This window comes from Acinetobacter halobius (assembly GCF_044130335.1).
GTDB lineage: Bacteria > Pseudomonadota > Gammaproteobacteria > Pseudomonadales > Moraxellaceae > Acinetobacter.
In genome coordinates, this window is the sequence record NZ_JBIQOD010000003.1 from 131,195 (window position 1) to 156,029 (window position 24,835).

Below are 24,835 nucleotides of genomic sequence, written 5' to 3' on the forward strand. Positions count from 1 at the left end.
CTATTTACGCAATTTAATTGTTGATTCAAGGGACTCTATTTGAGTCTGCATATGATCAATTTTTTTGACCAGTTGGGTCAATGGCACATCTGCTAATTGTCTTAAACGCACAACCGTACGTTTCCACTTTTGATTTTCAAAAAGCCCTATGCCTGAAGAATAAGTTCCAGCCACAGAAATATTATTTGTGACCATTGACATTCCTGTTAACGTCACATTATCAGCAATATTTAAGTGTCCAGCAATTGCAGAACCACCACCAACAATACAATTTTTGCCAATGGTCGTGCTACCAGCTACAGCTGTCTTTGCAGCAAATGCAGAATTTGCACCGATTTTAACGTTATGTGCAATTTGCACAAGGTTATCAATAATGACACCATCTTCCAAAATCGTGTCATCCAAAGCACCTCGATCGACACTACAATTCGACCCAATTCGCACATCATTTCCAATAATGACAGAACCCAATTGTGCAATGCGATGCCATTTACCTTGGTATGGAGCGAAACCAAAACCTTCGCCACCTATTGCAGTATTGGCATGGATACGTACACGATCGCCAATTTTACATGACATTAAATTTACATGCGATTCAATCAGACCATTACGTCCAATTTCAACACCATCATGAATGGTGACATGCGACTGGATAATTGTATGATCACCGACCACACAATCTTCGCCAATCACAACATAATGACCAATATAGGCACTATCCGAAATAATTGCTGAGGAATGAATCTGTGCAGTACTTTCGATACCCTGCTCAGTATGCTTAGCCTCAAAAGCATGCGTTAAAATTGCAAATGCTAAATAAGGATTAGCAACAATAATAAAGTTTTGATGTTCAACCAAGTGATCTTTCAGAGCTGCTGTAACAATGAAGGCTCCAGCTTTAGACTGTCGTGCTTGATCTAAGTATTTTTCACTATTCACAAAAGCAACATGTCTAGACTCAGCAGAGTCTAGACTAGCCAATCCTTTGAAGATCAAGTCTGCTTGACCTACGCACTCACCCTGAACTAAACGAGCAAGATCTTCTAAGCGATATTGTTGAGGATTCATTGGATTACTTAATTGCGTTAACCTTTTGAATCATTTTATCAGTTAAATCATACTTAGCGTCATAGGCAAGTGCCGAGTTTTTATTCAAAACAACATCTAATTGATTTTCTTTACGCAATTGTTCAGCAACTTGCTTCACTCGCGTATCAAAAACTGAACGAACTTGTTGAATAGAACTTTGTACACTACTTTGCATTGTTTGCTGTAAAGCATTGAACTCTTTCAGCTTCGTTTGGTATTGAGCCACTAATTTTTGCTTTTCTGCATCGCTTAATTTATCGCCAGTCTGCAAACGCTGTTGCAAGTCCTGAAGCTCTTTACCTAGTTGATCAAGCTTAGTGCTTTGTGGCTGTATTTTTTGTTGGAAGCTTGAGTTTTGTTGTTTTAAATATGTGCTATTTTCAACCACACGCTCAAGATCCACGACACCATAACCTGCCGCATTGACTACTGTTGAAGTTAAAGCCGTTAAAACCAATGCTGTAAAAATTTTTTTCATGATTTAATCTATCATATAAATAAAGAAAGGTCGACCTTAGAAGGTACGACCAATTTCAAATTGAATGCTCTTCGTCTCATCACCGTCTTTATCATTCAGTGGGAACGCATAGCTTAACGATAATGGGCCAATCATCGTAATCCACGTAAAGCCAACACCAACACTATAACGCAAATTACTTAGGTCAAAACCATATTCATCTTTACAAGTTTTTCGCTCAGTTTCTGTAGAAAATACATCACATTGCGTATCGAAAACCTGACCACCTTCAGCAAAAATCACTGGGCGAACTTGACGCGTCCAATCGCCTTTAAATGGTAAAGGTAATGCCAATTCCGTACCAAATTGTACAAGTGCGTTACCACCCACTTCTTCAGGAGAAGGATCATTTTGACCTGTTTCAGTATAATAAACACCATCGTATTTAGGACCCAATGTACTTGTGTCATAACCACGAACCGAACCAAAACCTCCAGCATAGAAGTTTTTGTAGAATGGAAGGTCATTACCATAACCCAACTTACCATAACCACGAAGTACGAAGTCCTTACCTAGTGGAAAATACCCTTGTGCATCATAGGTAATTTTTTGATATTCAACATCACTACCAGGTAATGCAATTTCACCATTCACACGATGCGACATACCTGATGTTGGGAATACTGGACGGTTTAATGTATTATAAGACCAGCCAAGGTTAATATTATAAGTAAAGAAATCGCCTTGATACTCTGAACTATATTCTTGGGTTGAAAGGATATTATCATTTTCATCAACACATACACCATCGCTCCAAGAACCCGGACAATATGTACTTGTGCCAGTTTTCTTACCGCCATGCGCTAACAAATAATCACGCACATAGGTGGATACGTATGGACCAGTGGTTACTTTAGTTTTATCAATCGTTAAGCCTGCACTAATATTTTGGTTTTCATCAATTGGATAACCAAAAGTCAGACCACCACCTAAACTGTCTGTAACATAGTTGTTGACGTTATAGTCATCATCAAGCTTGGTTTTACGGTAATACATGTTATAACCACGTTTTACACCATCAATGGTGAAATACGGGTCAGTTACACTTAAATTATAATAGTCTTGCGTCTCTGAGCGTGTTAAATCAATAGCAACCGAATTACCCGTGCCCAAGAAATTCGTTTGACTTAAGCCTGCTTGGAACGTGACACCACCACTTTGCGAGAAACCAACAGCTAATGTTGTTGTACCAGAATGTTGTTCTTCAACATTTACATTAAGATCGACTTGGTCTGCAGTATTCGGTACACGTGCTGGTTTAATATCAACAGTTTTAAAGAAACCTGTACGCTCTAAACGCACTTTAGATAAATCAATCTTTTCATTGCTCGCTAATGCACCTTCCATCTGACGCATTTCACGACGTAAAACCTCATCCGCAGTCTTGGTATTTCCTGCAAAGTTAATACGACGAACTGTCACTTGTTGACCCGGATTAATATAATAATTTAAGCCAACCAAGTGGGTTTCTTTATCAATCTGAGGCACTACATTAACTTCGGCATAGTAATAACCAGCATTGCCGTATTTACGTAGAAGCAACTGTTTAACTGCATTTACTTTTTCTTGCGAGTAAATATCGCCATCTTTATAAATTTGTAATGCTTTTAGTTCTGAAGGTGTATATAAAGCATCACCTAAGAATTTGGTTTCGCCAAATTTGAATTGCTCACCTTCATCAACAGAAACTTCAACAAAAATATTCTTCTTGTCTTCACTTAAGTTTAAGCTTGAGTGATTAATATTAAAGTTGATATAGCCTTTGTTTAAATAAAGTGCACGCAACGACTCTAAGCTTGCGGCCATCTTTTCACGTGCATAACGATCATTACGCGAAATAATAGAGGTCCAACCACTCTCTTTTACTGCAAACGCTTGTTCAATTTCGCTTTCTTTAAAAACGGTATTACCAATAATATTGATATCTACAACTTTTGCAGCTTTACCTTCTACAAACTCAATCGTCAAATCTACACGATTGTTCGGCTTTGGTGTACTGACAACTTTTACATCAGCATCATAACGACCTTGCTGCATGTACTGTTGTTCAAGTTCAGACTCAACAGTTTGTAAGGCTGATTTTTTCAGCACTTCACCTTCTGTAATACCCATTTTTTTGAGACCTTCTTCTAAGGCCTCTTTAGGGATAAGCTTATTTCCTTTAAATTCAACTTTAGAAATAAGAGGACGTTCGACAACCTTGAAAACCAGCGTATCGCCCTGCTTTTCTGTTTTAATGTCATCAAACAAACCTGTTGCATACAAACTACGAATGGCATTGGCAAGCGCAGCATCGCTCACACGATCTCCACTGTTCAACGGAATCATTCCATAGACATTTGCTGGCGTTAAACGAACAAGTCCATCAACCTTAATATCACGTACTATATAATCTTCTGCTGCATATACTTGTTGTACTGTTGCCATAGCACTAACGAGCGCCAGAGGCATAAATAAATGTGTGTGCTGCATGCCAGTCTTTTCCGATGTAAAATTTAATTCCGTATCTACGCTTTCTTACAAACGCATAAAATCATTGAATAGTGCCAGAAGCATCATACTTCCGAGCAATACCATACCAATTTTCAAACCAACCAATTGTATTTGTTCAGAAACAGGTTTACCACGTATCAGTTCTATAAAATAATAGACCAAATGTCCACCATCAAGCATAGGAATAGGTAATAAATTTAATATCCCTAAACTAACGCTCATCAGCGCCATAAATGAGATGAAAGTCTGCCACCCCATTTCTGCACTTTGTCCCGCAACTTTGGCAATGGTAATCGGCCCAGATAGGTTATCTAAACCAATCAAACCGCGTACCATTTTCACAATCGAGTTTAAAATCATACTCGACAATTGACCAGTTTTGTCCACCGCCATCATGAAGGCTTCGGCAGGATTATATTGTATCGTTTGTTTATATTCTGTAGGAATACTGATCTTTCCTGAGTCACTTTGTACACCCAAGACACCAGAAACCTTACCCATATTGTCGCGTTTACCTTGTGGCATCACTTCAAGCTGTACCAACTGATTATTGCGAAGCACCTCAATTTTTAACAACTTTTCAGGCGATGCTTGAACAACCTGCACCACATCAAACCAGTCTTTCATTTTGACGCCATCAATTGCAACAATTTTATCGCCTTGTTGCATGCCTTGACGAATAGCTGCGCCATCTTCACTTAGCTTTGTAACAACGGCTGGAATTTTAGGCCTGTATGGCATAAAACCAAGCACATCAAGTGGAGACTGTGTTTGATCTTTCAGAAAATGCTGTATAGGCAGATTAAAAGTCTTGATCTGACCATTCCGTTCGGCCTGAATCTGAATTGAACCTGTTTCACCCACACGATCAACCAAAGCAAAATTCAACTTTTCCCAAGTCGGTGTTGTTAAACCATCAACTGCGGTAATTTTATCGCCGACTTGCATTTGAACTTGCGCCGCGGGGGTATTCGGTAACACTTTACCCACACGCGTATTCAATTGCTCTTGTGCAGGTAAAAAGAGTATCCAGAACAAAACTATTGCTAATGCTAAATTAATCAACGGGCCAGCTGCAACAATCGCAATACGCTTCCACGGATGCTGACGATTGAATGCTTTAGGCAAGTCTTCTTCAGATACATCGCCTTCACGCTCATCAAGCATTTTGACATAACCACCCAATGGCAGTGCTGACAGTTGATACTGAATGCCCGATTTTTTAGAAGTCCACTTTAAAAGCGTTGGACCAAATCCAATAGAATAAACTAAAACCTTTACGCCCAATTTACGCGCAACAAAATAGTGCCCAAACTCATGTATTGCAATAAGTGGGCCTAAAAGCAAAATTGCCGCAACAATAATAAACAAGGCGCTCATGCTTAAATTCCTATATTCACCACATATTGCTGAGCAACATGACGTGCGTTTCGATCTGCTTCTAAAATAACATCAAGTTCTGTTGCAGCTTGATATTGGATAGTATTTAAAGTGTGTTCAACAATAGCAGGAATATCCATAAAACCAAGCCGTTGATTCAAAAATGCAGCAACGGCTACCTCATTAGCAGCATTTAAAATTGCTGGAGCCGTACCACCTGTTTTCATCGCTTGACGCGCTAAACCCAATGATGGAAAGCGTATAGTGTCTGGTTCCTGAAAATCTAACTGATGATTTTTAAATAAATCCAAAGCAGGTACATGTGTTTCAATACGCTCAGGCCATGCTAAAGCATGCGCAATCGGCGTACACATATCTGGGTTACCCATTTGTGCCAACGTTGATCCATCCACATACTGCACCATGGAATGAATGATACTCTGTGGGTGCACGACTACTGTAACAAAATGTTCTTCAATTGAAAAAAGATGACACGCTTCAATCAATTCCAAACCTTTATTCATCAGCGTCGCTGAATCTACTGAAATTTTTTGCCCCATCGACCAGTTCGGATGCTTACACGCCTGCGCAGGAGTTACCTTTCGAAGCTCATCTAAACTATGCTTTAAAAAAGGGCCTCCTGATGCTGTAAGCAAAATCCCCGAAACGCCAAGTTTGGGTTGTCCTGAACGCTCAGTATCTAAATAACTGTGTGGAAGACACTGAAAAATTGCATTATGTTCAGAATCAACAGGAAGCAATAATGCCTGATGATCATGAGCAGCCTGCATCATGATGTCACCAGACATTACCAAAGCTTCTTTATTTGCAAGCAGTACCCGCTTGCCTGCTTTAACCGCTGCCAACGTCGGCATTAAGCCTGCTGCTCCAACTATAGCAGCCATCACAATATCAACTGCGGGATGCTCAGCAACTGCAATCAATCCCGCTTCATCAGCTAGAATTTCAATATCCTGTAAATTGACTGCAACTAAAAGCTGACGCAACTCATCAACTTTAGTTTGGGGAACCACCACAATTTTAGGATGAAACTGTTGGCATATTTCAACAAGCTCACCAAGTCGACTGTGAGCCGTAACCGCAAATACTGAATAGCGTTGAGCATGTTGCTGCAATATTTTTAAGGTGCTCTGTCCAATTGACCCAGTAGCACCCAAAATACAAACTGATTGTGACATTTACAAATCTACGCCAATGAGTTTTAACACATATACACCTGCTGCAAAGATTGGTGCAGCAGCGAGTAGGGAATCAATACGGTCGAGCACACCGCCATGCCCTGGCAAGATACGGCCTGAATCTTTAATTCCAGCACGACGCTTGATCATGGACTCAAACAAATCACCCAACACTGAACTAAATACTGTCACTACAGATAAAATAAGAAACAATAAATGCTGTGCATAAGTTAAGTTTAAATAGAGGATTTCAACTGCAACCACGATGATCATGGCAGTAATCACACCACCATAAAGACCTTCTAATGATTTATTTGGGCTGACTTCAGGTGCAAGCTTACGCTTGCCCAGTTTTCGCCCAACAAAATATGCTCCACTATCAGCACCCCACACCAACAAAAACAGATACATGAGCCACCAAGGCGACATTTTCCATAATGCAAAAATAGCGGTCACTGCAGAAGAAACAAGTACGATCCCAATAACATTTAGTGTTGAGTTATACCAAGCATCGTATTGCGGATAAGTTTTCACCCAATAAAGACTTAGTAGCCAACAGAGAATAGACGCCGCCCAGAGCAACAGTGCGATATCATTAAAATATAAAGCCAAGGTTGCTAAGCCTGCGGTTAACAGACCAAAACCCCATGCAAGAGGCTTATTTACATTTTTTGTTGTGCGGGGCATGAGTTTAAACCACTCATAGCCTGCAACCCCTGCCGCAATAATCATCAGCACAAACATTGGATAGTGTGACTGGGTTGCAAACATACAACTCAATACAACGGCCACCAAAACCAATGCGGTTATAATCCGCTCTAACATTTATTTTTTCTCAATTTTATCTTGTAGAATTTGTTCAGTCGTTTTTCCAAAACGACGTTCACGACCACCAAATACAGCCAAGGCGTCATCAAACTCTTCCACACTAAACTCCGGCCAAAGCGTTGGAGTAAAGTAAAGCTCTGCATAAGATGCTTGCCACAACATAAAGTTCGATAAGCGAAAATCCCCACCTGTTCGAATCAATAGATCCACAGCGGGTAAGTCACTCAAACTGACATATTTTCCAAACAATTGTTCATCAACTTGCTCAGGATCTAACGCTTGAGATTGAACAGCAAGTGCAATTTGCTTGGCAGCATGTGCCATATCCCACATCCCACCATAACTGATAGCAATGGTTAAAGTCATGCCCTTGAAATTAGCAGTCTCTTGTTCAGCATGCAACATCAAGTCACGCAATTGCGGGGATAATTTTGCTCGATCACCAATAAAACGCAAAGACATTTGATATCTATGCATACGAGGCAGTTGTTCATGAATAGTATCTTCCAACAACTTCATGAGCAAATCGACTTCAGCTTGGGGGCGCTTCCAATTCTCACTCGAGAAAGCAAAAACGGTTAATGCTTCTATATTTTTTGTTCGACAATGCTCAACAATCGGATCTAGGACATTCTTACCTTCACGATGACCATCCCCCTTTTGTAAAGCATTTTTTTTGGCAAAACGATTGTTGCCATCCATAATGATGGCAACATGTTTTGGAAGAGAAAGGTTGTCTTCTGAATCGGTCATTATAAAGTTTAGACCTTCAACAACTCAGCTTCTTTAGTCGCAAGACGTTTGTCCACTTCTGCAACAAACTTATCTGTGATTTTTTGAATATCATCAGATGCACGGCGCTCATCATCTTCAGAAATTTCTTTTTCTTTCAATAATGCTTTGATATCACCCAGTACATCACGGCGAATATTACGAATTGCAACTTTTGCATTTTCTGCTTCGTTACGTGCAACTTTCTGCATGTCACGACGCGTTTCTTCAGTCAACGCCGCCATAGGAACACGAATCGCATCAGCTGTAATTGGGTTTAAACCCAAGTCTGATTCACGAATCGCTTTATCAATTGCTGCAACCATTGTGCGTTCAAATGGCTGAACCAACAGTGTACGTGAGTCTTCAACACCCACGTTTGCCACTTGGTTTAATGGCACGTCAGAGCCATAGTAAGGAACCATTACACCGTTTAAGATAGATGGATGCGCACGGCCTGTACGAACCTTAGCAAAACCATGCTCTAACGAGTCAAGTGACTTGTTCATACGGTCTTCTGCGTCTTTTTTAAGATCGTTAATCATGTGATCTTCCTTACTTAATTCGAAAAGATATAAATTCTAAAATAGTGTGTAGTATAGAGAGCTTTCAAGGTCACGTACATTAGTTCGTTACGTGAGTACCCTCTTTTTCACCCATAACCACTGAAAGCAGTGAACCTGCTTTATTCATATCAAAGACTTGAAGCGGTACATTATGGTCACGGCATAAGCAAATCGCTGTTAAATCCATCACACCCAATTTTTCATCTAGCACTTGATCAAATGTCAGACTGTCATATTTCACTGCATCATCATATTTACTTGGGTCTTTGTTGTAGACACCGTCAACTTTCGTTGCTTTCAAGATAAGGTCTGCTTCGATCTCAATACCACGTAAACATGCTGCTGTATCTGTAGTAAAGAATGGATTACCTGTACCTGCTACAAACACACATACTTCACCTTGGGTCAGGTGGCGAATTGCATCACGGCTTGAATATGATTCAACCACTGCACCAATTGGAAGTGCTGACATTAAACGGGTTTTGATGTTACGACGTACCAAAGCATCGCGTAGAGCCAAACCATTCATCACGGTTGCAAGCATACCCATTTGGTCACCCGTTACACGACCAACCAAACCATCTTTCTGTAATTGACTACCACGATACAGGTTACCACCACCCACAACGATTCCGACCTGCACACCCAAACCAACTAAGTGAGCAATCGACAAAGACATCTGATCAAGCACTTGTGCGTCGATCCCCATATCTTTATTTCCAGCCAATGCTTCACCAGAAAGTTTCAGCAAGATGCGCTCAAAACGTGGTTTTTTAGAATCCAACATCGCAATAACTCCAATATCTAAATTTTAAAATTTTATTTGTGTCTTAATTCGATTTAATCGAAATCAATTGTGCATACAGATCATATTCATCTGCATCGGTAATTTCGACTTCTAACAAATCACCTGATTTAATCTGGCTTTTATCAATGTCTTCCACAAAGACATTGCCATCAATTTCAGGAGCATCTGCGTATGAGCGTGCAATCGCAACTGGGAACTCTTCGTCCAGTTCATCGACCAGCACCGTCATTTTCTGACCAACACGCTTTTGAAGTTTTGCAGCAGAAATCGCCTGTTGCACTTCCATAAAGCGTTCATAACGCTTTTGCTTAATTTCTTCAGGCACATGATCTGGCAAGTCGTTTGCTGTTGCACCTTCAACAGGCGAATAGGTAAAGCAGCCTACGCGATCCAGTTGTGCTTCTTTTAACCACTCAAGTAAGATTTCAAAATCTTCTTCAGTTTCGCCAGGGAAACCCACAACGAAGGTTGAACGAATCACCAAGTCAGGACATTTTTCACGCCACAACTTTAAACGCTCAAGGGTATTTTCACTATGTGCAGGTCGTTTCATTAGTTTTAAAACTTTTGGACTTGCATGTTGGAATGGAATATCCAAATAAGGCAAAATTTTGCCTTGTGCCATCAAGTCAATCACTGCATCCACATGTGGATATGGATAGACATAGTGTAAACGTACCCAAATACCCAGTTGACCTAAGGCCTCACACATGTCATAGAACTTTGTCTTAACAGGTTGACCATTCCAGAAGTCTAATTTGTATTTGGTATCGAGGCCGTAAGCAGAAGTATCTTGGGAGATAACGAGTACTTCTCTAACACCCGCACGTTTCAGCGCAGCCGCTTCCTCTAAAACAGAACCGACTGGGCGAGACACTAAGTCACCACGCATGCTTGGAATAATGCAGAAGGTACAACGATGGTTACACCCTTCTGAGATTTTTAAGTACGCATAATGCTTTGGGGTTAAACGAATCCCTTGTTCTGGAACAAGGTCAATAAATGGGTTGTGTTTTGGTGGCTCAGGCACGTATTGGTGCACGGCTTCCATCACTTCTTGATATGCTGCAGCCCCTGTCACTTTTAAGACATTTGGGTGCATTTGGCGAATTTTGTCTTCGTCTTTGCCTAGGCAGCCCGTAACGATTACACGACCGTTCGCACTCATGGCTTCGCCAATGGCATCTAAAGACTCTTGCACTGCAGATTCAATAAAACCACAGGTATTTACAACGACTAAATCCGCACCATCATAATCTGATGCCACATCATAGCCTTCAGTCTTCAACTGAGTTAAAATTCGTTCGGAATCAACCAATGCCTTAGGACAACCTAAAGAAACAAAACCGACTTTGGGGGATTTCATGAATCTGCGCTCCACTAGAATGCGCGTATTGTATGTCTTTTCTGTTTATAAAAATAGGTCGATTCCATACTCTTTGTGCAATGCACTAAAATAAAGCCAATAGTGTAGTAAAATTTAAATAACGCACCATTTTAAACCACTTTCGGTTTACTTGATTTTTAGAATCCGCTATATCTTAAGCCAATCGTTCATTTACAGCGCATTCCGCAAAAAAAGTGTGCTCATTCCACTATACAAAATCAAAGTTGGCGTGCATTTTGCTTAATTTGCATCAATTCAGTCCGCTATTTGGAACGCTTAATGCTTTATCAAGATGCCATTGCGCTATTTTAATACAGGATACATTCGCTAATGGATCACCCTATTTCTATCGACTACCGACTTTTAGTGGACAATTTGACCACTGCGATTTTATTGGTCGACAGTAAATTAAATATTTTTTACTTAAATTCCTCTTGCGAAGCATTATTTGATATCAGTCTTTTACGTGCCTCTGGCCAACCTGCGCTTAATTTACTCCATGCGCCCAATGATGAGTTCAATACAGAAGAAGCACTTCTCAATACTTTAAACTCGGGACAACACTACACCCGTCGTGAAGCCATTATAAAGGTTAACTTTAAAGATATTCATGTTGACTATACAGTGTCACAGCTGAATTCAAATAAACCCTATCACCCTTTGCTTTTAATTGAGATCAATCCGATTGATCGAATGCTCAAAATTTCCAAGGAAGAAAATTTTTTACAACAACATCAAGTCGCACGCCAACTCATTCGCGGTGTTGCACATGAAATTAAAAACCCTCTGGGCGGGATTCGTGGTGCTACACAACTGTTAGCACGTAGTCTCAATGATCCGCAATACAGCGAGTTCACTGATATTATTATTAGTGAAGTCGATCGCTTACGTAATTTAGCAGACACCATGCTTGGTTCTCGTCAGCTCCCAAGTTATGAGTTGGTGAATGTACATGAACCCTTAGAGCGTGTTCGTTCACTCATTACCAACCAAACCAAAAAGAAAATTAAGATCACCCGTGATTATGATTTGTCATTACCTGAAGTGATGGCCGATCGTGATCAACTAATCCAAGTCATGTTGAACATTAGCGTCAATGCAGTGCAAGCCATGACTGAAAATAAAGAGTTCTTTGTCGACCACCAACCTGAACTCATGTTACGCACCCGTATTCAACGTTTAGTGACCATCAATGGTGTACTGCAACGTTCCGTGGTACGGATTGATATCGAAGACAATGGTCCAGGCGTTCCAGAAGAAATTTTAGAATCCGTGTTTTACCCACTGGTCACGGGTCGTGCTAAAGGCACAGGACTGGGTTTAAGTATTGCGCAAAATATTATGCATCAACATAACGGAATGATTGAATGCCAATCTGTTCCCGGAAAAACAACTTTTAGCTTATATATACCTTGGGAGTTAAACCATGTCGCGAAATAAAATATGGGTAATTGATGACGATCGCGCCATGCGCTGGGTGCTGGAAAAAACGTTCAAAGAAGAAGGTTTTGACGTCACAAGCTTTGAAGAAGCTCAATCCGCTTTAGACCAACTCAGTTTAGATGCACCCGATGTGATTTTGACTGATATTCGTATGCCCGGCATTGATGGCTTAACTTTTTTAGCGAAAGTTAAAGCTAACTATCCTGACCTACCTGTCATTATTATGACGGCTCACTCCGATCTGGAATCTGCTGTTTCAAGTTATCAAACAGGTGCATTTGAATATTTACCTAAGCCTTTTGATATTGATGAAGCCTTGGCTTTAGTGAATCGTGCGATTTTGCACATCACCAAAATGCAGCAGCAAGAATCAGCAAAAACGGTACAACCGATTCAATCGACCGAGATCATTGGCGAGTCTCCTGCCATGCAGGAAGTTTTCCGTGCGATTGGTCGCTTGTCTCAGTCACACATTACCGTGCTGATTAATGGTGAATCTGGTACAGGTAAAGAGTTGGTTGCACATGCTTTACACCGCCACTCACCACGTAGCAGCAAGCCTTTCATTGCACTCAACATGGCCGCGATTCCAAAAGACCTGATTGAAACAGAACTTTTTGGTCATGAGAAAGGTGCATTTACAGGGGCAAATACACAACGACAAGGTCGCTTTGAACAAGCCAATGGCGGAACGCTGTTTTTAGATGAAATTGGCGATATGCCTTTTGAAACGCAAACGCGTTTACTGCGGGTACTGGCTGATGGCGAGTTTTACCGTGTCGGTGGTCATATTCCAGTAAAAGTAGATGTCCGTATTGTCGCAGCAACACACCAAGACTTAGAAAAACTGGTACATGATGGCCGCTTCCGTGAAGACTTATATCACCGTCTGAACGTGATTCGTATTCACATTCCAAAACTGGCACATCGTAGCGAAGACATCCCTATGTTGGCACAGCACTTCTTGGCACGTGCGGGCAAAGAATTAGGTGTAAGCCCTAAAATCCTTCGCCCAGAAACGCAAGAATATATGCAACAGTTACCTTGGCAAGGCAACGTACGTCAACTCGAGAACACCTGTCGCTGGCTAACAGTCATGATTACAGGACGTGAAGTCTATCCTGAAGATCTACCATCAGAACTGAAGCAAATTCCAATTACACGCTCAGGTGAAGATGCGCAGTCCGCACATAATCTAGACCGTATTGCAGTTCATCATTGGGATGAGTTATTGGGTCAATGGGCTGTACAGAAGCTAAAAAATGGCGAGATGAAAATTCTCGATATCGCCACCCCGATGTTCGAACGCACTTTAATCATTGCTGCGCTACAACAAACCCGTGGCCGTAAACGGCATGCGGCTGAGTTACTCGGTTGGGGGCGTAACACTCTCACCCGCAAACTCAAAGAACTCGGTATGGATACCGCAGATGATGAAAGTGAAGAAGAAGCTTTAGAAAACTAAAAGCAGCTTCATAACTGACTCAAAATAAAAGCGCCACAATGGCGCTTTTATTGTTTAAGCCGTGAAGCCTAAATAGCGTGAATAACCTTCAACACCAAGTGGTGCTTTTAATATAATAAATTTCGGGTAACTGGCTTGCGTTAACTCTTCAAACATAATGACTTGATCATCATGTGCATGGAGATCATCAACACTGCGCTGCATAGTCACTTCAAACTCATCTGTGATATATTCAAAGCCAATATCCATTGCAATAAATAAGGTATGTTCACAGGGCTGAACATACTGTTCTTGTGACCAATCAATCACCTGTTGTTGGCAGTGTGGACACGCTACAGGATCTGTCGCTTCACAGTCTAATGAGATCAATTGGTAAGTCATAATTTAGTTTTTAAACAAAGATGCTGCGAAGTTTAGCATAGGATAAAGTGCCTAGAACAATCATGTCGACTTTGGAAAATGCCATTGTATTGGCTACAACTCAACATGCAGGACAGCTCGATAAGGCTGGACAACCTTACATCCTGCATCCACTACGCCTCATGTTGCAATTTTCCAATCCCACCCTACAAATCATTGCTGTGTTGCATGACATTTTGGAAGATACCGCAACGACTGCTGAAGACTTAAAAGAGCTTGGCTTCAGTACCGAAATTATTCAAGCCATACAAGCCCTCACCAAACAAACAGGCGAATCCCGTTTGGAAGCAACCAAACGCACTGTATTAAACCCTCTTGCAACCCAAGTCAAATATGTTGATGTGCTAGACAATATGAACCTTGCGCGCATAAACAATCCAACATCTCGCGACTTTGCACGTTTTGAGGAATATAAAATGGTACTTGAGATACTCGAACAAGCAAAAAAACACAGTGAAACATCTTGAATAATTAAGTCTTTTTAATTGAATCTCTACAATTTCAAAATTGACAAATCGCAACGATCACTTTTTAATTAAGCACATCGTTGCACAAATGGACATGGTGAATGTTAAGCGATTTAGATGATTTTTATTGTTTTGCTCAAGTGGTTGAACATGGCGGGTTTAGTGCAGCAGAACGCGCAACAGACATTCCCAAATCCAAGCTCAGTCGACGCGTGTATAATCTTGAAGAACGCTTAGGGGTCCGCCTCATTCAACGCAGTTCTCGACATTTCGCAGTGACCGATATCGGGATGAACATTTACCGTCATGCACAAGTGATGATGAATGCTGCACAAGCCGCACACGACTTGGTCGATCATCTCAGCTTACAACCCCGTGGTGTGATCAAACTCAGCCTACCTGTCTCAATTGCACAAAATGAAATTGCACGTATTCTCCCAGGATTCTTAAAAGCCTACCCTGAAATCAAAGTACAAATGATGGTGACCAATCGCCGAGTTGACATTATCAATGAAGGTTTTGATATTGCTCTTCGTGTCCGCTCTAACTTAGATGATGATCCAAGTTTAGTGATTCGCAAATTTGAGAACATCGAACAGCATTTATTTGCCAGCCAAGCGTATTTGAATGAATTTGGCGAACTGAAACAACCCGAAGATTTAAGCCAACATCATATTTTGAGTATGGTCGATGAGCATTTAGATCAACACATCATCGTACATAATGATGCACAGCAACAAAAGAAAATACGCGTAAACCCTGTAGTGATGGGCTCTGATTTAAGCATGTTGGCTCAACTAGTCCGTAAAAACTGCGGTATTGCCTTACTTCCAGACAGCATCGTACAAGATATGGTAAAAAGTGGTGAGCTGGTTCGTGTCTTGCCCGACTGGAAAGCACCGCATGGTATTTTTCATGCAGTATATCCTTCACGTCGTGGTTTACTGCCTGCTGTCCGCGTGTTTATTGATTATTTAATTGATCAATTGAGTTCAAATAAGTCCCTTTAAACCAAGCCAATATAGACTCAATGCCTAAAAAATAAATATTTTTGGAAAAAAAAGAGCTTAACCGAGGTGGATAAGCTCATAAACTTTCAAAAATAAGAAACTACAGCGAGTATCTTGGAAACTATTTTAGTGAAAACATAAAGTCCAGACCAATAGCTTACATGTATAAGTTTTAATCAAAAAGCATCAAAGATGCGACAAATAAAGGGGCTTAGAAATATCAGTTATTGCTTTTAAGACTTAATTTAGCTTTTAGACCACAAAGCTAGACCAAAGTCTAAAATTTAACCGCACACAAAACATCAAGTTAAATTTCTGGATAACTGCCCGTGCCTTCAGGCCAAGGAGACAGCAACTCAAAACCTGTTTCAGTCACGAGTACCATATGCTCCCACTGCGCAGTCAAAGAGTGATCTGCTGTAACAACGGTCCAACCATCCTTAAGTTCTTTGACATGTGCTTTACCCATATTAATCATCGGTTCAATGGTAAACACCATGCCCGCTTTAAGCTGCATTCCCTTACCCGGTTGACCATAGTGCAATACGCTTGGCTGTTCGTGATACACCTTACCGATACCATGACCACAATACTCGCGTACCACACTATAGCCTTCACGGTGCGCAACTGTCTGGATGGCATAACCAATATCACCAAGTGTTGCACCTTGCTTCACAGCATGAATACCTGCAACCATCGCCTCATAAGTCGTATCGACTAGCTTTTTAGCTGCTGGCTTTACTGTACCCACGTAATACATACGACTAGTGTCACCAAAGTAGCCATCTTTAATAATCGCCACATCAATATTAATAATATCGCCATCTTTCAATACAACATTCGGCGATGGGATGCCGTGACAGACCACTTCATTTGGTGAAATACAGGTAGTCTTGGTATAACCGTGATAACCAATATTGGCAGGCGTTACTTTTAGAGTATTTACAATGAAGTCATGACAAATATCATCTAGATATTCCGTCGTAACGCCTGGCTTCACATGCTCACCAATCATCGCTAAAACTTCGGCAGCCAAACGACCAGATATACGCAGTTTTTCTACATCTTGTTCAGTTTTTATGCTCACATTTAAGCCACGCATTGAAATACCCTCAATTATGAAGTCGCAAGTATAGTCCTTTTCACATTGTTTTTGTTCAAACTTAAATCGTCTTGCGATAGTAAAGCCTCATATTGAAAATAATTTGTATAGTTTTAAGCCACTCAAACTACAATATTGGATGATCAAAATATTAAAACCCAAGCTTTTAATATTTATAATTTTTCTATTTTAAAATGGATAATCAAACACATATATCAACCCATTTTTTACGTGTTGATATATTCACTTTTCATCTTATAAAAAAATTTAATACTACCCATGAAATAAATTAGCCAAAAATACACTTATGCACTAAAATCGTCCCCTTTGTTCAACTCGATCTCCCTTTTATGACAAGTCTCCGTACTCGGGATATTGTTGCTTTGGGTTTTATGACTTTCGCACTCTTCATTGGTGCGGGCAACATTATCTTTCCACCGATTGTGGCTCAACAAGCGGGTGAACATGTTTGGCTAGCAGCGTTTGGTTTTCTAATCACCGCTGTAGGCTTACCTGTCATCACTATTATTGCACTATCTCGTGTCGAGGGTTCGATTCAGATTTTAAGTTCGCCATTGGGTAAAATAGCCAGTCTCATTTTAACCATTACATGTTACTTAACTGTCGGACCACTGTTTGCAACACCACGCACAGCAACCGTTTCCTATGAAATAGGTTTTTCATCTTATCTTGGAACATCAAGTAGCAGCTTGCTGATCTATAGTGCAATTTACTTTAGTGTCGTCACTCTCATTGCACTGTATCCAAACAAGATTTTAGATACGGTTGGTTATGTACTTTCTCCGTTAAAGATCTTATCTTTAGCCACCTTAGGTATCGCCGCAATGGTGATTCCAACAGGTTTTGTTCCACCAGCCATTAACAACTATATTGATAGCCCTGTTTCTGAAGGTTTTGTCAATGGTTACCTGACCATGGATACTTTAGGTGCACTGGTTTTTGGTATTGTAATTATTCAAGCCATTCGTTCACGTGGGGTCAGCAACCCTAAGCTAATTACACGTTATGCAGTGATTGCAAGTATTATCTCTGGTATTGGCTTAACTTTAGTTTATCTAAGCTTATTCAAACTTGGCCTCGGAAGTCACGAAGTCGCAGCAAATGCGAGCAATGGTGCAGTGATCCTGCATGCATATGTTCAACATGCATTTGGTGACTTAGGTTCATTTTTCCTGTCAGGTATGATTTTCATTGCGTGTATGGTTACTGCAATTGGTCTAACCTGCGCATGTGCCGAATATTTCAGCTCAATTTCTAAAATTGGCTACAAAACTTGGGTCTTCATCCTGATTGGCTTCTCTTTTGTTATTTCCAATTTAGGTTTAACCAAACTGATTGCCTTTTCTGTGCCTGTTTTAAGTGCAATCTATCCACCAGCGATTGTGGTGATTATGCTGAGCTTTGGCTGGAAATACTTTAACCATCCTAGACGTGTAATTGCACCAGTTACAGCTATTTCATTAGTCTTTGGTATTCTTGATGGTTTAAAAGTGGCCAACTTTGAACTTCCTTATGCCCTCACTCACCTGCCACTTGCGGAACAAAATCTTGCATGGCTAATTCCATCACTCATTGTATTTATCATTGCAGTTGTGATCGACAAAGTGAAAAAGTAAACACAAACTGATGTCATTAAAATCTTGTTTTACCCAAACCTGATTTTAATTATGATCAATATTTGTCACATTTTATCCAAATGGACATATATTGTTTCATTTTAGCTCACATCAGTTTTTGTACATTTCTATACATAAACCATACACCGCTAAAGTCGTATACCAAGCACTTCATATCTCTTATAAATTTAGAATTAGAAAACAAAAAACGTGTTAAAGCCCATCCTATCATGCCATTCATGGCATCAATATTGCTTTATACAATGGGCATATAAGCTTAGGCACAACATTTATTTGCTATCTTATACCGTACGGAAATACTATTTATTCGCTAAAAAAATGCTACATACTTATATTTTGATTGGTATAGCATAATTTTTCTGAAAAATAGTTTGTTTTGCTCTTGATCAACTCAAATTTTAGCAGTACAACAGTATGAACTAACCCGACTAAATACATTGGTTTTTAGTCAAAAACTCAAGGAGGGATGGAGATGTTATCATTACATTTCAACAAGCAAGTCTTCATTAGCGCTCTGAAGGCAAACAAGAATATGGTGACGTATTTAAGTACCACCATTGCCCTGATGGTTATTATGATCATGCATGGCTTAATTCAAGGTAACCTTAAAGCTGAATATTTTATTTATGCTATTGTCGTTTCACTGGCCTTTTACTTATGGGCAGTTGTCGACCAAAAATTCCGAAAGGCCACACAGTCAATTGACTAGCAAACAGGTGGATGATCAGTCATCCACCTTTGTAAAAGTACCAAGACTAAAAATCATAACAACTTAGAATAAACCTAAAAACATACCCCATAGTAATCCAAAAGTTGCCACAATTTCCCCTACAACCAAAGCCATCATTGCCATCACCATGACGGATTTGGGTAAAGTCCATTTGCCTAAAATGTGCGGACTACGAAACTGGTTATTGGTATCTTGTAATACACCATGCACAATATAGCTCAGTATCGAAAAGCTAAAAAAGAATAGATTAATTCCCACAAACAACATGTTTACAGGCTCTGACCACACTGAAATGACCGCCATGACGGCAATGATTAAGCTAGCAGGTGCATATAGCAAACTACTACGATGAGCAATGTCAACATAATAATGTGCGCGAAATTGTGGCGAATGGCGAATTTGAGCATATTTCCACACCCCAGTTAGCATGCCTACAAATAGAAAAATTGCACTGAATAAAAGTGCGAATTTAACTGACATCTCTAATTCAACAAACTGCATGTGTTTTCCTTTTTATTTTCGACCCATTCTATACAAATCCACTTGACTTTAAAGTCATAGATTTGACAAGTTTCTTTTTGGAACTCAAGTAAAGTATGAACAACTTAAATCTATACGCCAACCATGCAGAATTACGAAACGCTCAACATCACCTGTTCCGACCATTATTTACTCAGTGGACGCTTTTATGCTGCCCAAGCTACGCAGCAAACCTTTCCTATTTTAATCTGCCCTGCAACTGGCATTACCCAACAGTTTTACCACCATTTTGCATCGTGGCTTGCTGAACAAGGTTATGCTGTTTTGGTTTTTGACTTCCGTGGAATTGGGAAATCTCTGCACGAACCACTTAAACAGTCAAAAGCGAGTATTGTACAGTGGGGACAATTGGATATTCCTGCTGCGGTAGATGCTCTATTAGATAAAACCCAAGCAACTCAAGTGATCTTGCTCGGGCATAGTGCAGGTGGGCAACTTTTAGGTATTAATCCCAACTTTAAAAAAGTAGCAAAGGTCGTAGCTATTGCTGGTTCTACTGGACACGTTAAAGACTTAAAGGGCCGCACCAAACTACTCGCTCCAGTCATGTTTAAACTAATCTTCCCAATTGCTCGATATACATTGGGCTACGGCCCAACTCAAGCCATCGGGATGGGTGAAAACTTGCCTAAAGATGTGGCACGTGAATGGGCACAGTTTTGTAGCAAACCTGGTTATGTCATGAATGCCATAGGAAATACAGTCCAAGAGGACTTCCACCATCAAATTCGTTGCGCCATTACCTCAATTTGGGCATCGGATGATGAAATTGCCACTCAGGCCAATGTCAAAGGACTGCTTAACCTCTATCCCAATGCACAAACAGAACATATTGAATTAAAACCACAGGCTTATGGGCACAAAAGCATTGGTCACATGGCCATGTTTAAACGTTCCCACCAAAACTTATGGCCCGAAATTGCAGCACAACTGCAGGCTTAACTTCATATAAATCACGACCTCACGTATTACACCAGTTCAAGCACTCAATGTCTGAACTGGTTTAATTCTAACCAGCAAGCGCTATATTTCACTAAAAACCACAAGCATTGATAAATTTAGTTTTATTAATTGATAAATAAATATTATATTTCCATCACAAATTTTTATTAAGTCATAGTTCATGTGATGTCTATCGCATGTGCTAGAGATGGATGAATCATGTCTGCACAACAGCAACGTCAGCTTAATCATGGGCTGAGCAACCGCCATATTCAGTTGATTGCTTTAGGTGGCTCTATCGGTACAGGTCTATTTTTAGGCATTTCTCAAACCATTAAACTGGCGGGTCCCGCTGTCATTTTAGGTTATGCACTTGCAGGTTTAATTGCCTTTTTTATGATGCGCCAATTAGGTGAAATGGTGGTTGAGGAACCAGTGAGTGGCTCTTTTAGCTATTTCGCCTATAAATTTTGGAGCCCTTTTGCAGGCTTTATGTCGGGCTGGAACTATTGGGTGCTCAATGTCTTAGTCTGCATGGCAGAGCTAAGTGCCATCGGCCTCTATGTCCAATATTGGTGGCCTGAAATTCCAACGTGGATTTCAGCACTTGCTTTCTTTGTACTGATCAATGCCATCAACCTGCTACATGTCAAAGTCTTTGGCGAAACAGAATTTTTATTCTCCATGATTAAAATTCTCGCGATCATTGGCATGATTGCTTATGGGGCTTGGTTGCTTACCAGTGGGCAAGGTGGCGAAACCGCTTCCATTTCCAACCTATGGGCTCTAGGTGGTTTCTTTCCTAATGGTCTTTCAGGCTTAATCATGGCAATGGCCATCATTATGTTTTCTTTTGGTGGAATTGAATTGGTCGGTATTGCTGCGGCAGAAACCAAAAATCCAACGACAACTATTCCTAAAGCCGTAAACCAAATTGTCTATCGTGTTTTATTGTTTTATGTACTGACCATTGTTGTTCTGCTTTCCTTATTTCCATGGAATCAAATTGCAGAAGGTGGTAGTCCTTTTGTGTTGATCTTTGACTCATTGGGCAGTCAAGGCGTTGCAACTGTACTGAACTTTGTAGTTTTAACTGCAGCCATCTCGGTATATAACGGCACCAGCTATGGCACCAGTCGCATGCTTTTGGGACTTGCTGAGCAAGGCAATGCACCACAGTTCTTAAAGAAAATTAACCAGCGCGGTATCCCTTATGCTGCTATTTTATGCTCTGCACTGGTGACATTGATCTGTGTGATACTGAATTATATTTTTCCAGAAAAAGCCTTTAAATTGCTGATGAGTCTTGTGGTTTCAGCCATTGTAATTAACTGGATGATGTTGGCACTGACTCATTTAAAGTTCAAGCAACACATGCTGGCTTTGAAAAAGCCGACTTTATTCCCTGTGCTGATGTATCCGTTAAGTAATTACATTTGCATTATATTTATGCTAGGGATTTTAGTAGTGATGTGGCTGACACCTGATATGCGTATTGCGGTGGCATTGATCCCACTCTGGATTGGATGTTTAACGCTTACCTATTGGTTTAAGCAAAAGCGAATGAAGCAGAAGATACTGTAAATAAGTGCGTAAATAACACCATGTAAAGGCACCCTTCCCTTAAATGGTGTTATTTACAAATCAAAGCCAATCTCCCAAATGACTTTGATTGAATAAGCTTATTGTAATCAGAAGACGCTTCAATAGTTTCTCTATTATTTGCTTGTTTCAAAGTATTTTTGAGAAATATTTTCACATAAAATCATTTATAAAGAAAATTATTAGCAGGAATTGCACATGAATGACAATCGCCATGTTTTAGATAAAATTGACCGCCGTATTTTGTCAGAACTTCGTCAAGATGGGCGTTTGACTGTGACTCAGTTAGCTGAAAAAGTTGGTCTTTCCTCCTCCCCTTGTTGGACACGGCTTAAACGTCTTGAAAATGCAAAGATTATTGAAGGCTATACTGCCAATATCAATCCCAAAGCGATTGGGATTAATGAATTGTTTTTTATTGAAATTACACTTGAGCGCCATGATGATGAAATTTTGGAGCAATTTAGTGAAGCACTGGCCTATATGCCTGAAGTCGTTGAGGCGCACTTAGTCACAGGTGATTATGACTACTTACTCAAAGTCGCTGTAAAAAATGCAGAACACTATGAACGCTTTTTACGTAAGAACTTATACTCCATGAAAGGTGTGCGCCATACGCGGTCTATTTTTGCCTTACGTCCATTAAAACTTGAAAACAAAGCAGATTTAACCCTCATTGAATAAGAGCTGAAAATATTTAAGGAATATGCTTTAATATACTTAGTATGAGATGAGCCTTATATGAGTATGGCGCGAGCTATACGACTAGCCCCTGAAAAATGGGGCTTTTTAATGTCTATTATTTAACAACATCCGCGTGTCGTATTCTATTTTTTGGATTTTTCCAAATGAATCGAAATTAATTGGGCTCAATGTCATAAACCCAATTCCTAGCTTGTTGCTCTGTTGTCGTTTCACACACATAGTAGTCATGGTCCCATGCGTCTTGATGGAAAATTTCCATTTTTCGATAAGTCACGTTTTTAGCGTTTTCGACACAGACGAAACTACCGCCTTGGTCTTTGACTTGAGTTCCATTGAGGAAACCACCAATACAGAGGAATCGAGATTGTTTGGGCATTTCACAACAACCTTAAAAACAACATCAAAAAGAAAGAATTATACTCGCTAAAATTTAATTTATTTTAATCCATGTTTACTGAACTCGAAATAACTTATCATAAAGCTATTAACATCTTGTTTACATTCTTTTTTTATAAAAGCTTTATATTCAGTTGCTATTTTTCTAACTTCACTTTCTAAATCAAACCAATAATCACTTCCAAAAAAATCTTTAGGTATATTTTTTACTAATTTATATTTAACAATATATCCTTCCCAATCTTTACCAAAATCACTTTTACAATTGACCATTAGTAAAGCTTGCTCAAAGGTATTTAACTGAACTCTAAAATTCTTTATATAGGAGACTTTTTCCTCAAAAAATAGATTACTATTGGAATCAATAAATTTTACCACATGGAACATATTTCTATAATAATGTCCCAATCTAGATTGATGTCCACCAAACAGCTTATATTTAAATTTATAGTTCTCTTTTATTTTATCTCTAAAATTTTCATCAGAGAACATTTTTATCACTTGCTCTGAATCCAAAATATCATCAAATTTCAATAGGTAGTTTTTTAATATTTTACTTGATCTTTCACCACAACCTATAAACATTATTAAAAAAGAAACCTCATATATAATAGAATTTGCTCTAGAACAAATTTCTTTATTTTTTTTAAAAATTTTATAGTCGCCTTCATATGAGAACATTATAGAAAGTAAGCTATTTTCTCTTTCAGAAAAACTCAATTGAAAAATTTTTTCTACATCAGTTTCCATGAACACCTTTATTTTTAGTATTTTTACAATAACCTCTAACTCTCTAAATATATTTAATATTGCTTTTGAATTCTCCAATCTCCCACCATTATAATCAATATTCATTGACTTTACATTTTCATTGTGCATCATTAATAAATGATAAAATCTATCCTCCAATCTCTGAGTATTCACACGTTTTCTTTCTATTGAAAATGTAATAAAAACAGTGAACATTATTACTATTGATACTATTAAGCCAATACTTCCTTGTAAAAAGCTACCCAAATACCCTAAGTGAATTATGTAACTATCTTGCTGATTGATCAAAACACCATTTTCAGGTGCTACTCTTGGATAGTTATTTATAAGATTAATAACATTAGAAATACTTTCACCAAAAAAGAAACAACTTAGAAAAAAAATAAAAAAAACAACTAAAAAGAATATTAGAATCTCTTTATTGGCTAAATTTTTAAAAAAATTACACATAAAAAATAAGGGCTGAATTAATCAGCCCTTATTTTATACCGCTTATTGCTTAATTTTCAAAGCAAATCATAGATTTGCTCTTGCGCTAGGGAAAAG

General features: G+C 39.4%; 24 protein-coding genes. 9 read left to right on the forward strand and 15 right to left on the reverse strand.

Features of this window, described 5'->3' with window-relative positions; translation table 11 throughout:
- From lpxD to rimO, 10 genes are all read right to left on the reverse strand, one after another.
- Complete coding sequence (gene lpxD / locus ACE01U_RS04450; RefSeq protein WP_395578802.1) at positions 1-1,068, reverse strand: UDP-3-O-(3-hydroxymyristoyl)glucosamine N-acyltransferase; 1,068 nt, start codon at positions 1,066-1,068, stop codon at positions 1-3.
- Positions 1,069-1,072: 4 nt separating this feature from the next.
- Complete coding sequence (locus ACE01U_RS04455; protein ID WP_110974143.1) at positions 1,073-1,567, reverse strand: OmpH/Skp family outer membrane protein; 495 nt, start codon at positions 1,565-1,567, stop codon at positions 1,073-1,075.
- Positions 1,568-1,603: 36 nt separating this feature from the next.
- On the reverse strand, positions 1,604-4,078 hold the full coding sequence (gene bamA, locus ACE01U_RS04460; RefSeq protein ID WP_395578803.1) for an outer membrane protein assembly factor BamA: 2,475 nt from the start codon (positions 4,076-4,078) through the stop codon (positions 1,604-1,606).
- Between the two features lie 45 nt (positions 4,079-4,123).
- Positions 4,124-5,479 carry an RIP metalloprotease RseP gene (gene rseP, locus ACE01U_RS04465; RefSeq protein WP_086207617.1) on the reverse strand — a complete coding sequence of 452 codons (1,356 nt, stop codon included), beginning with the start codon at positions 5,477-5,479 and terminating at the stop codon, positions 4,124-4,126.
- A 2-nt stretch (positions 5,480-5,481) separates the two neighbouring features.
- Entirely contained in the window at positions 5,482-6,678 is a 1,197-nt protein-coding gene (gene ispC, locus ACE01U_RS04470) for a 1-deoxy-D-xylulose-5-phosphate reductoisomerase (protein WP_395578804.1), read from the reverse strand.
- Positions 6,679-7,503 carry a phosphatidate cytidylyltransferase gene (locus ACE01U_RS04475; RefSeq protein WP_086207619.1) on the reverse strand — a complete coding sequence of 275 codons (825 nt, stop codon included), beginning with the start codon at positions 7,501-7,503 and terminating at the stop codon, positions 6,679-6,681.
- Positions 7,504-8,259 carry a polyprenyl diphosphate synthase gene (uppS, locus tag ACE01U_RS04480; RefSeq protein WP_086207620.1) on the reverse strand — a complete coding sequence of 252 codons (756 nt, stop codon included), beginning with the start codon at positions 8,257-8,259 and terminating at the stop codon, positions 7,504-7,506.
- 8 nt (positions 8,260-8,267) lie between these two features.
- A complete protein-coding gene (gene frr / locus ACE01U_RS04485; RefSeq protein WP_086207621.1) occupies positions 8,268-8,822 on the reverse strand; it encodes a ribosome recycling factor in 555 nt (184 codons plus the stop codon).
- A gap of 79 nt (positions 8,823-8,901) precedes the next feature.
- The gene (pyrH, locus tag ACE01U_RS04490) at positions 8,902-9,630 is read right to left on the reverse strand and encodes a UMP kinase (protein WP_086207622.1); all 729 of its coding nucleotides are present in this window, start codon (positions 9,628-9,630) and stop codon (positions 8,902-8,904) included.
- 43 nt (positions 9,631-9,673) lie between these two features.
- Positions 9,674-11,017 carry a 30S ribosomal protein S12 methylthiotransferase RimO gene (gene rimO, locus ACE01U_RS04495; protein ID WP_395578805.1) on the reverse strand — a complete coding sequence of 448 codons (1,344 nt, stop codon included), beginning with the start codon at positions 11,015-11,017 and terminating at the stop codon, positions 9,674-9,676.
- A gap of 351 nt (positions 11,018-11,368) precedes the next feature.
- On the opposite strand from rimO, the gene glnL reads away from it, so the two are divergent.
- Both glnL and glnG read left to right on the forward strand, forming a co-directional pair.
- Positions 11,369-12,478: a nitrogen regulation protein NR(II) gene (gene glnL / locus ACE01U_RS04500; protein WP_004696555.1), complete on the forward strand. Its 1,110-nt coding sequence runs from the start codon at positions 11,369-11,371 to the stop codon at positions 12,476-12,478.
- Complete coding sequence (gene glnG / locus ACE01U_RS04505; protein WP_086207624.1) at positions 12,465-13,946, forward strand: nitrogen regulation protein NR(I); 1,482 nt, start codon at positions 12,465-12,467, stop codon at positions 13,944-13,946. Before glnL ends, glnG begins: the two co-directional genes overlap by 14 nt.
- 54 nt (positions 13,947-14,000) lie before the next feature.
- Here the strand turns inward: glnG and ACE01U_RS04510 are convergent, their stop codons facing one another.
- A complete protein-coding gene (locus ACE01U_RS04510; protein ID WP_086207625.1) occupies positions 14,001-14,327 on the reverse strand; it encodes a hypothetical protein in 327 nt (108 codons plus the stop codon).
- Between the two features lie 62 nt (positions 14,328-14,389).
- On the opposite strand from ACE01U_RS04510, the gene ACE01U_RS04515 reads away from it, so the two are divergent.
- Together ACE01U_RS04515 and ACE01U_RS04520 are read left to right on the forward strand one after the other, a co-directional pair.
- A complete protein-coding gene (locus ACE01U_RS04515) occupies positions 14,390-14,833 on the forward strand; it encodes a phosphohydrolase (protein ID WP_395578806.1) in 444 nt (147 codons plus the stop codon).
- A gap of 101 nt (positions 14,834-14,934) precedes the next feature.
- Entirely contained in the window at positions 14,935-15,843 is a 909-nt protein-coding gene (locus ACE01U_RS04520; protein WP_086207627.1) for a LysR family transcriptional regulator, read from the forward strand.
- A gap of 307 nt (positions 15,844-16,150) precedes the next feature.
- On the opposite strand, the gene map is transcribed toward ACE01U_RS04520, so the two are convergent.
- Positions 16,151-16,945, reverse strand: coding sequence for a type I methionyl aminopeptidase (gene map, locus ACE01U_RS04525; protein WP_086207628.1), 795 nt, complete (start codon positions 16,943-16,945; stop codon positions 16,151-16,153).
- A gap of 350 nt (positions 16,946-17,295) precedes the next feature.
- On the opposite strand from map, the gene brnQ reads away from it, so the two are divergent.
- Together brnQ and ACE01U_RS04535 are read left to right on the forward strand one after the other, a co-directional pair.
- A complete protein-coding gene (gene brnQ / locus ACE01U_RS04530) occupies positions 17,296-18,582 on the forward strand; it encodes a branched-chain amino acid transport system II carrier protein (RefSeq protein ID WP_110974147.1) in 1,287 nt (428 codons plus the stop codon).
- 493 nt (positions 18,583-19,075) lie between these two features.
- Positions 19,076-19,312, forward strand: a complete 237-nt coding sequence (locus ACE01U_RS04535; RefSeq protein ID WP_086207630.1) for a hypothetical protein — start codon at positions 19,076-19,078, stop codon at positions 19,310-19,312.
- 63 nt (positions 19,313-19,375) lie between these two features.
- Here the strand turns inward: ACE01U_RS04535 and ACE01U_RS04540 are convergent, their stop codons facing one another.
- Positions 19,376-19,834, reverse strand: a complete 459-nt coding sequence (locus tag ACE01U_RS04540; RefSeq protein WP_395578807.1) for a hypothetical protein — start codon at positions 19,832-19,834, stop codon at positions 19,376-19,378.
- Between the two features lie 123 nt (positions 19,835-19,957).
- Between ACE01U_RS04540 and ACE01U_RS04545 the strand changes: the two genes are divergently transcribed.
- The 3 genes from ACE01U_RS04545 (at position 19,958) to ACE01U_RS04555 (ending at position 23,101) form a co-directional block, all read left to right on the forward strand.
- Complete coding sequence (locus tag ACE01U_RS04545; protein WP_395578808.1) at positions 19,958-20,815, forward strand: alpha/beta hydrolase family protein; 858 nt, start codon at positions 19,958-19,960, stop codon at positions 20,813-20,815.
- A gap of 219 nt (positions 20,816-21,034) precedes the next feature.
- Positions 21,035-22,399 (forward strand): amino acid permease, encoded by a 1,365-nt coding sequence (locus tag ACE01U_RS04550; protein ID WP_395578809.1) that lies wholly within the window; start codon positions 21,035-21,037, stop codon positions 22,397-22,399.
- Positions 22,400-22,615: 216 nt separating this feature from the next.
- Positions 22,616-23,101, forward strand: coding sequence for an Lrp/AsnC family transcriptional regulator (locus ACE01U_RS04555; protein ID WP_086207634.1), 486 nt, complete (start codon positions 22,616-22,618; stop codon positions 23,099-23,101).
- Between the two features lie 175 nt (positions 23,102-23,276).
- Here ACE01U_RS04555 and ACE01U_RS04560 read toward each other — a convergent pair whose 3' ends face one another.
- Entirely contained in the window at positions 23,277-23,498 is a 222-nt protein-coding gene (locus tag ACE01U_RS04560; protein ID WP_395578810.1) for a hypothetical protein, read from the reverse strand.
- Between the two features lie 59 nt (positions 23,499-23,557).
- Entirely contained in the window at positions 23,558-24,739 is a 1,182-nt protein-coding gene (locus tag ACE01U_RS04565) for a putative phage abortive infection protein (protein ID WP_395578811.1), read from the reverse strand.
- Positions 24,740-24,835: the final 96 nt, after the last annotated feature.

Excerpts from the sequence above, each read along its gene's own strand:
- lpxD (WP_395578802.1), bottom strand. The coding sequence starts at position 1,068 with ATGAATCCTCAACAATATCGCTTAGAAGATCTTGCTCGTTTAGTTCAG.
- ACE01U_RS04455 (WP_110974143.1), bottom strand. The coding sequence starts at position 1,567 with ATGAAAAAAATTTTTACAGCATTGGTTTTAACGGCTTTAACTTCAACA.
- bamA (WP_395578803.1), bottom strand. The coding sequence starts at position 4,078 with ATGCAGCACACACATTTATTTATGCCTCTGGCGCTCGTTAGTGCTATG.
- rseP (WP_086207617.1), bottom strand. The coding sequence starts at position 5,479 with ATGAGCGCCTTGTTTATTATTGTTGCGGCAATTTTGCTTTTAGGCCCA.
- ispC (WP_395578804.1), bottom strand. The coding sequence starts at position 6,678 with ATGTCACAATCAGTTTGTATTTTGGGTGCTACTGGGTCAATTGGACAG.
- ACE01U_RS04475 (WP_086207619.1), bottom strand. The coding sequence starts at position 7,503 with ATGTTAGAGCGGATTATAACCGCATTGGTTTTGGTGGCCGTTGTATTG.
- uppS (WP_086207620.1), bottom strand. The coding sequence starts at position 8,259 with ATGACCGATTCAGAAGACAACCTTTCTCTTCCAAAACATGTTGCCATC.
- frr (WP_086207621.1), bottom strand. The coding sequence starts at position 8,822 with ATGATTAACGATCTTAAAAAAGACGCAGAAGACCGTATGAACAAGTCA.
- pyrH (WP_086207622.1), bottom strand. The coding sequence starts at position 9,630 with ATGTTGGATTCTAAAAAACCACGTTTTGAGCGCATCTTGCTGAAACTT.
- rimO (WP_395578805.1), bottom strand. The coding sequence starts at position 11,017 with ATGAAATCCCCCAAAGTCGGTTTTGTTTCTTTAGGTTGTCCTAAGGCA.
- glnL (WP_004696555.1), top strand. The coding sequence starts at position 11,369 with ATGGATCACCCTATTTCTATCGACTACCGACTTTTAGTGGACAATTTG.
- glnG (WP_086207624.1), top strand. The coding sequence starts at position 12,465 with ATGTCGCGAAATAAAATATGGGTAATTGATGACGATCGCGCCATGCGC.
- ACE01U_RS04510 (WP_086207625.1), bottom strand. The coding sequence starts at position 14,327 with ATGACTTACCAATTGATCTCATTAGACTGTGAAGCGACAGATCCTGTA.
- ACE01U_RS04515 (WP_395578806.1), top strand. The coding sequence starts at position 14,390 with ATGTCGACTTTGGAAAATGCCATTGTATTGGCTACAACTCAACATGCA.
- ACE01U_RS04520 (WP_086207627.1), top strand. The coding sequence starts at position 14,935 with ATGTTAAGCGATTTAGATGATTTTTATTGTTTTGCTCAAGTGGTTGAA.
- map (WP_086207628.1), bottom strand. The coding sequence starts at position 16,945 with ATGCGTGGCTTAAATGTGAGCATAAAAACTGAACAAGATGTAGAAAAA.
- brnQ (WP_110974147.1), top strand. The coding sequence starts at position 17,296 with ATGACAAGTCTCCGTACTCGGGATATTGTTGCTTTGGGTTTTATGACT.
- ACE01U_RS04535 (WP_086207630.1), top strand. The coding sequence starts at position 19,076 with ATGTTATCATTACATTTCAACAAGCAAGTCTTCATTAGCGCTCTGAAG.
- ACE01U_RS04540 (WP_395578807.1), bottom strand. The coding sequence starts at position 19,834 with ATGCAGTTTGTTGAATTAGAGATGTCAGTTAAATTCGCACTTTTATTC.
- ACE01U_RS04545 (WP_395578808.1), top strand. The coding sequence starts at position 19,958 with ATGCAGAATTACGAAACGCTCAACATCACCTGTTCCGACCATTATTTA.
- ACE01U_RS04550 (WP_395578809.1), top strand. The coding sequence starts at position 21,035 with ATGTCTGCACAACAGCAACGTCAGCTTAATCATGGGCTGAGCAACCGC.
- ACE01U_RS04555 (WP_086207634.1), top strand. The coding sequence starts at position 22,616 with ATGAATGACAATCGCCATGTTTTAGATAAAATTGACCGCCGTATTTTG.
- ACE01U_RS04560 (WP_395578810.1), bottom strand. The coding sequence starts at position 23,498 with ATGCCCAAACAATCTCGATTCCTCTGTATTGGTGGTTTCCTCAATGGA.
- ACE01U_RS04565 (WP_395578811.1), bottom strand. The coding sequence starts at position 24,739 with ATGTGTAATTTTTTTAAAAATTTAGCCAATAAAGAGATTCTAATATTC.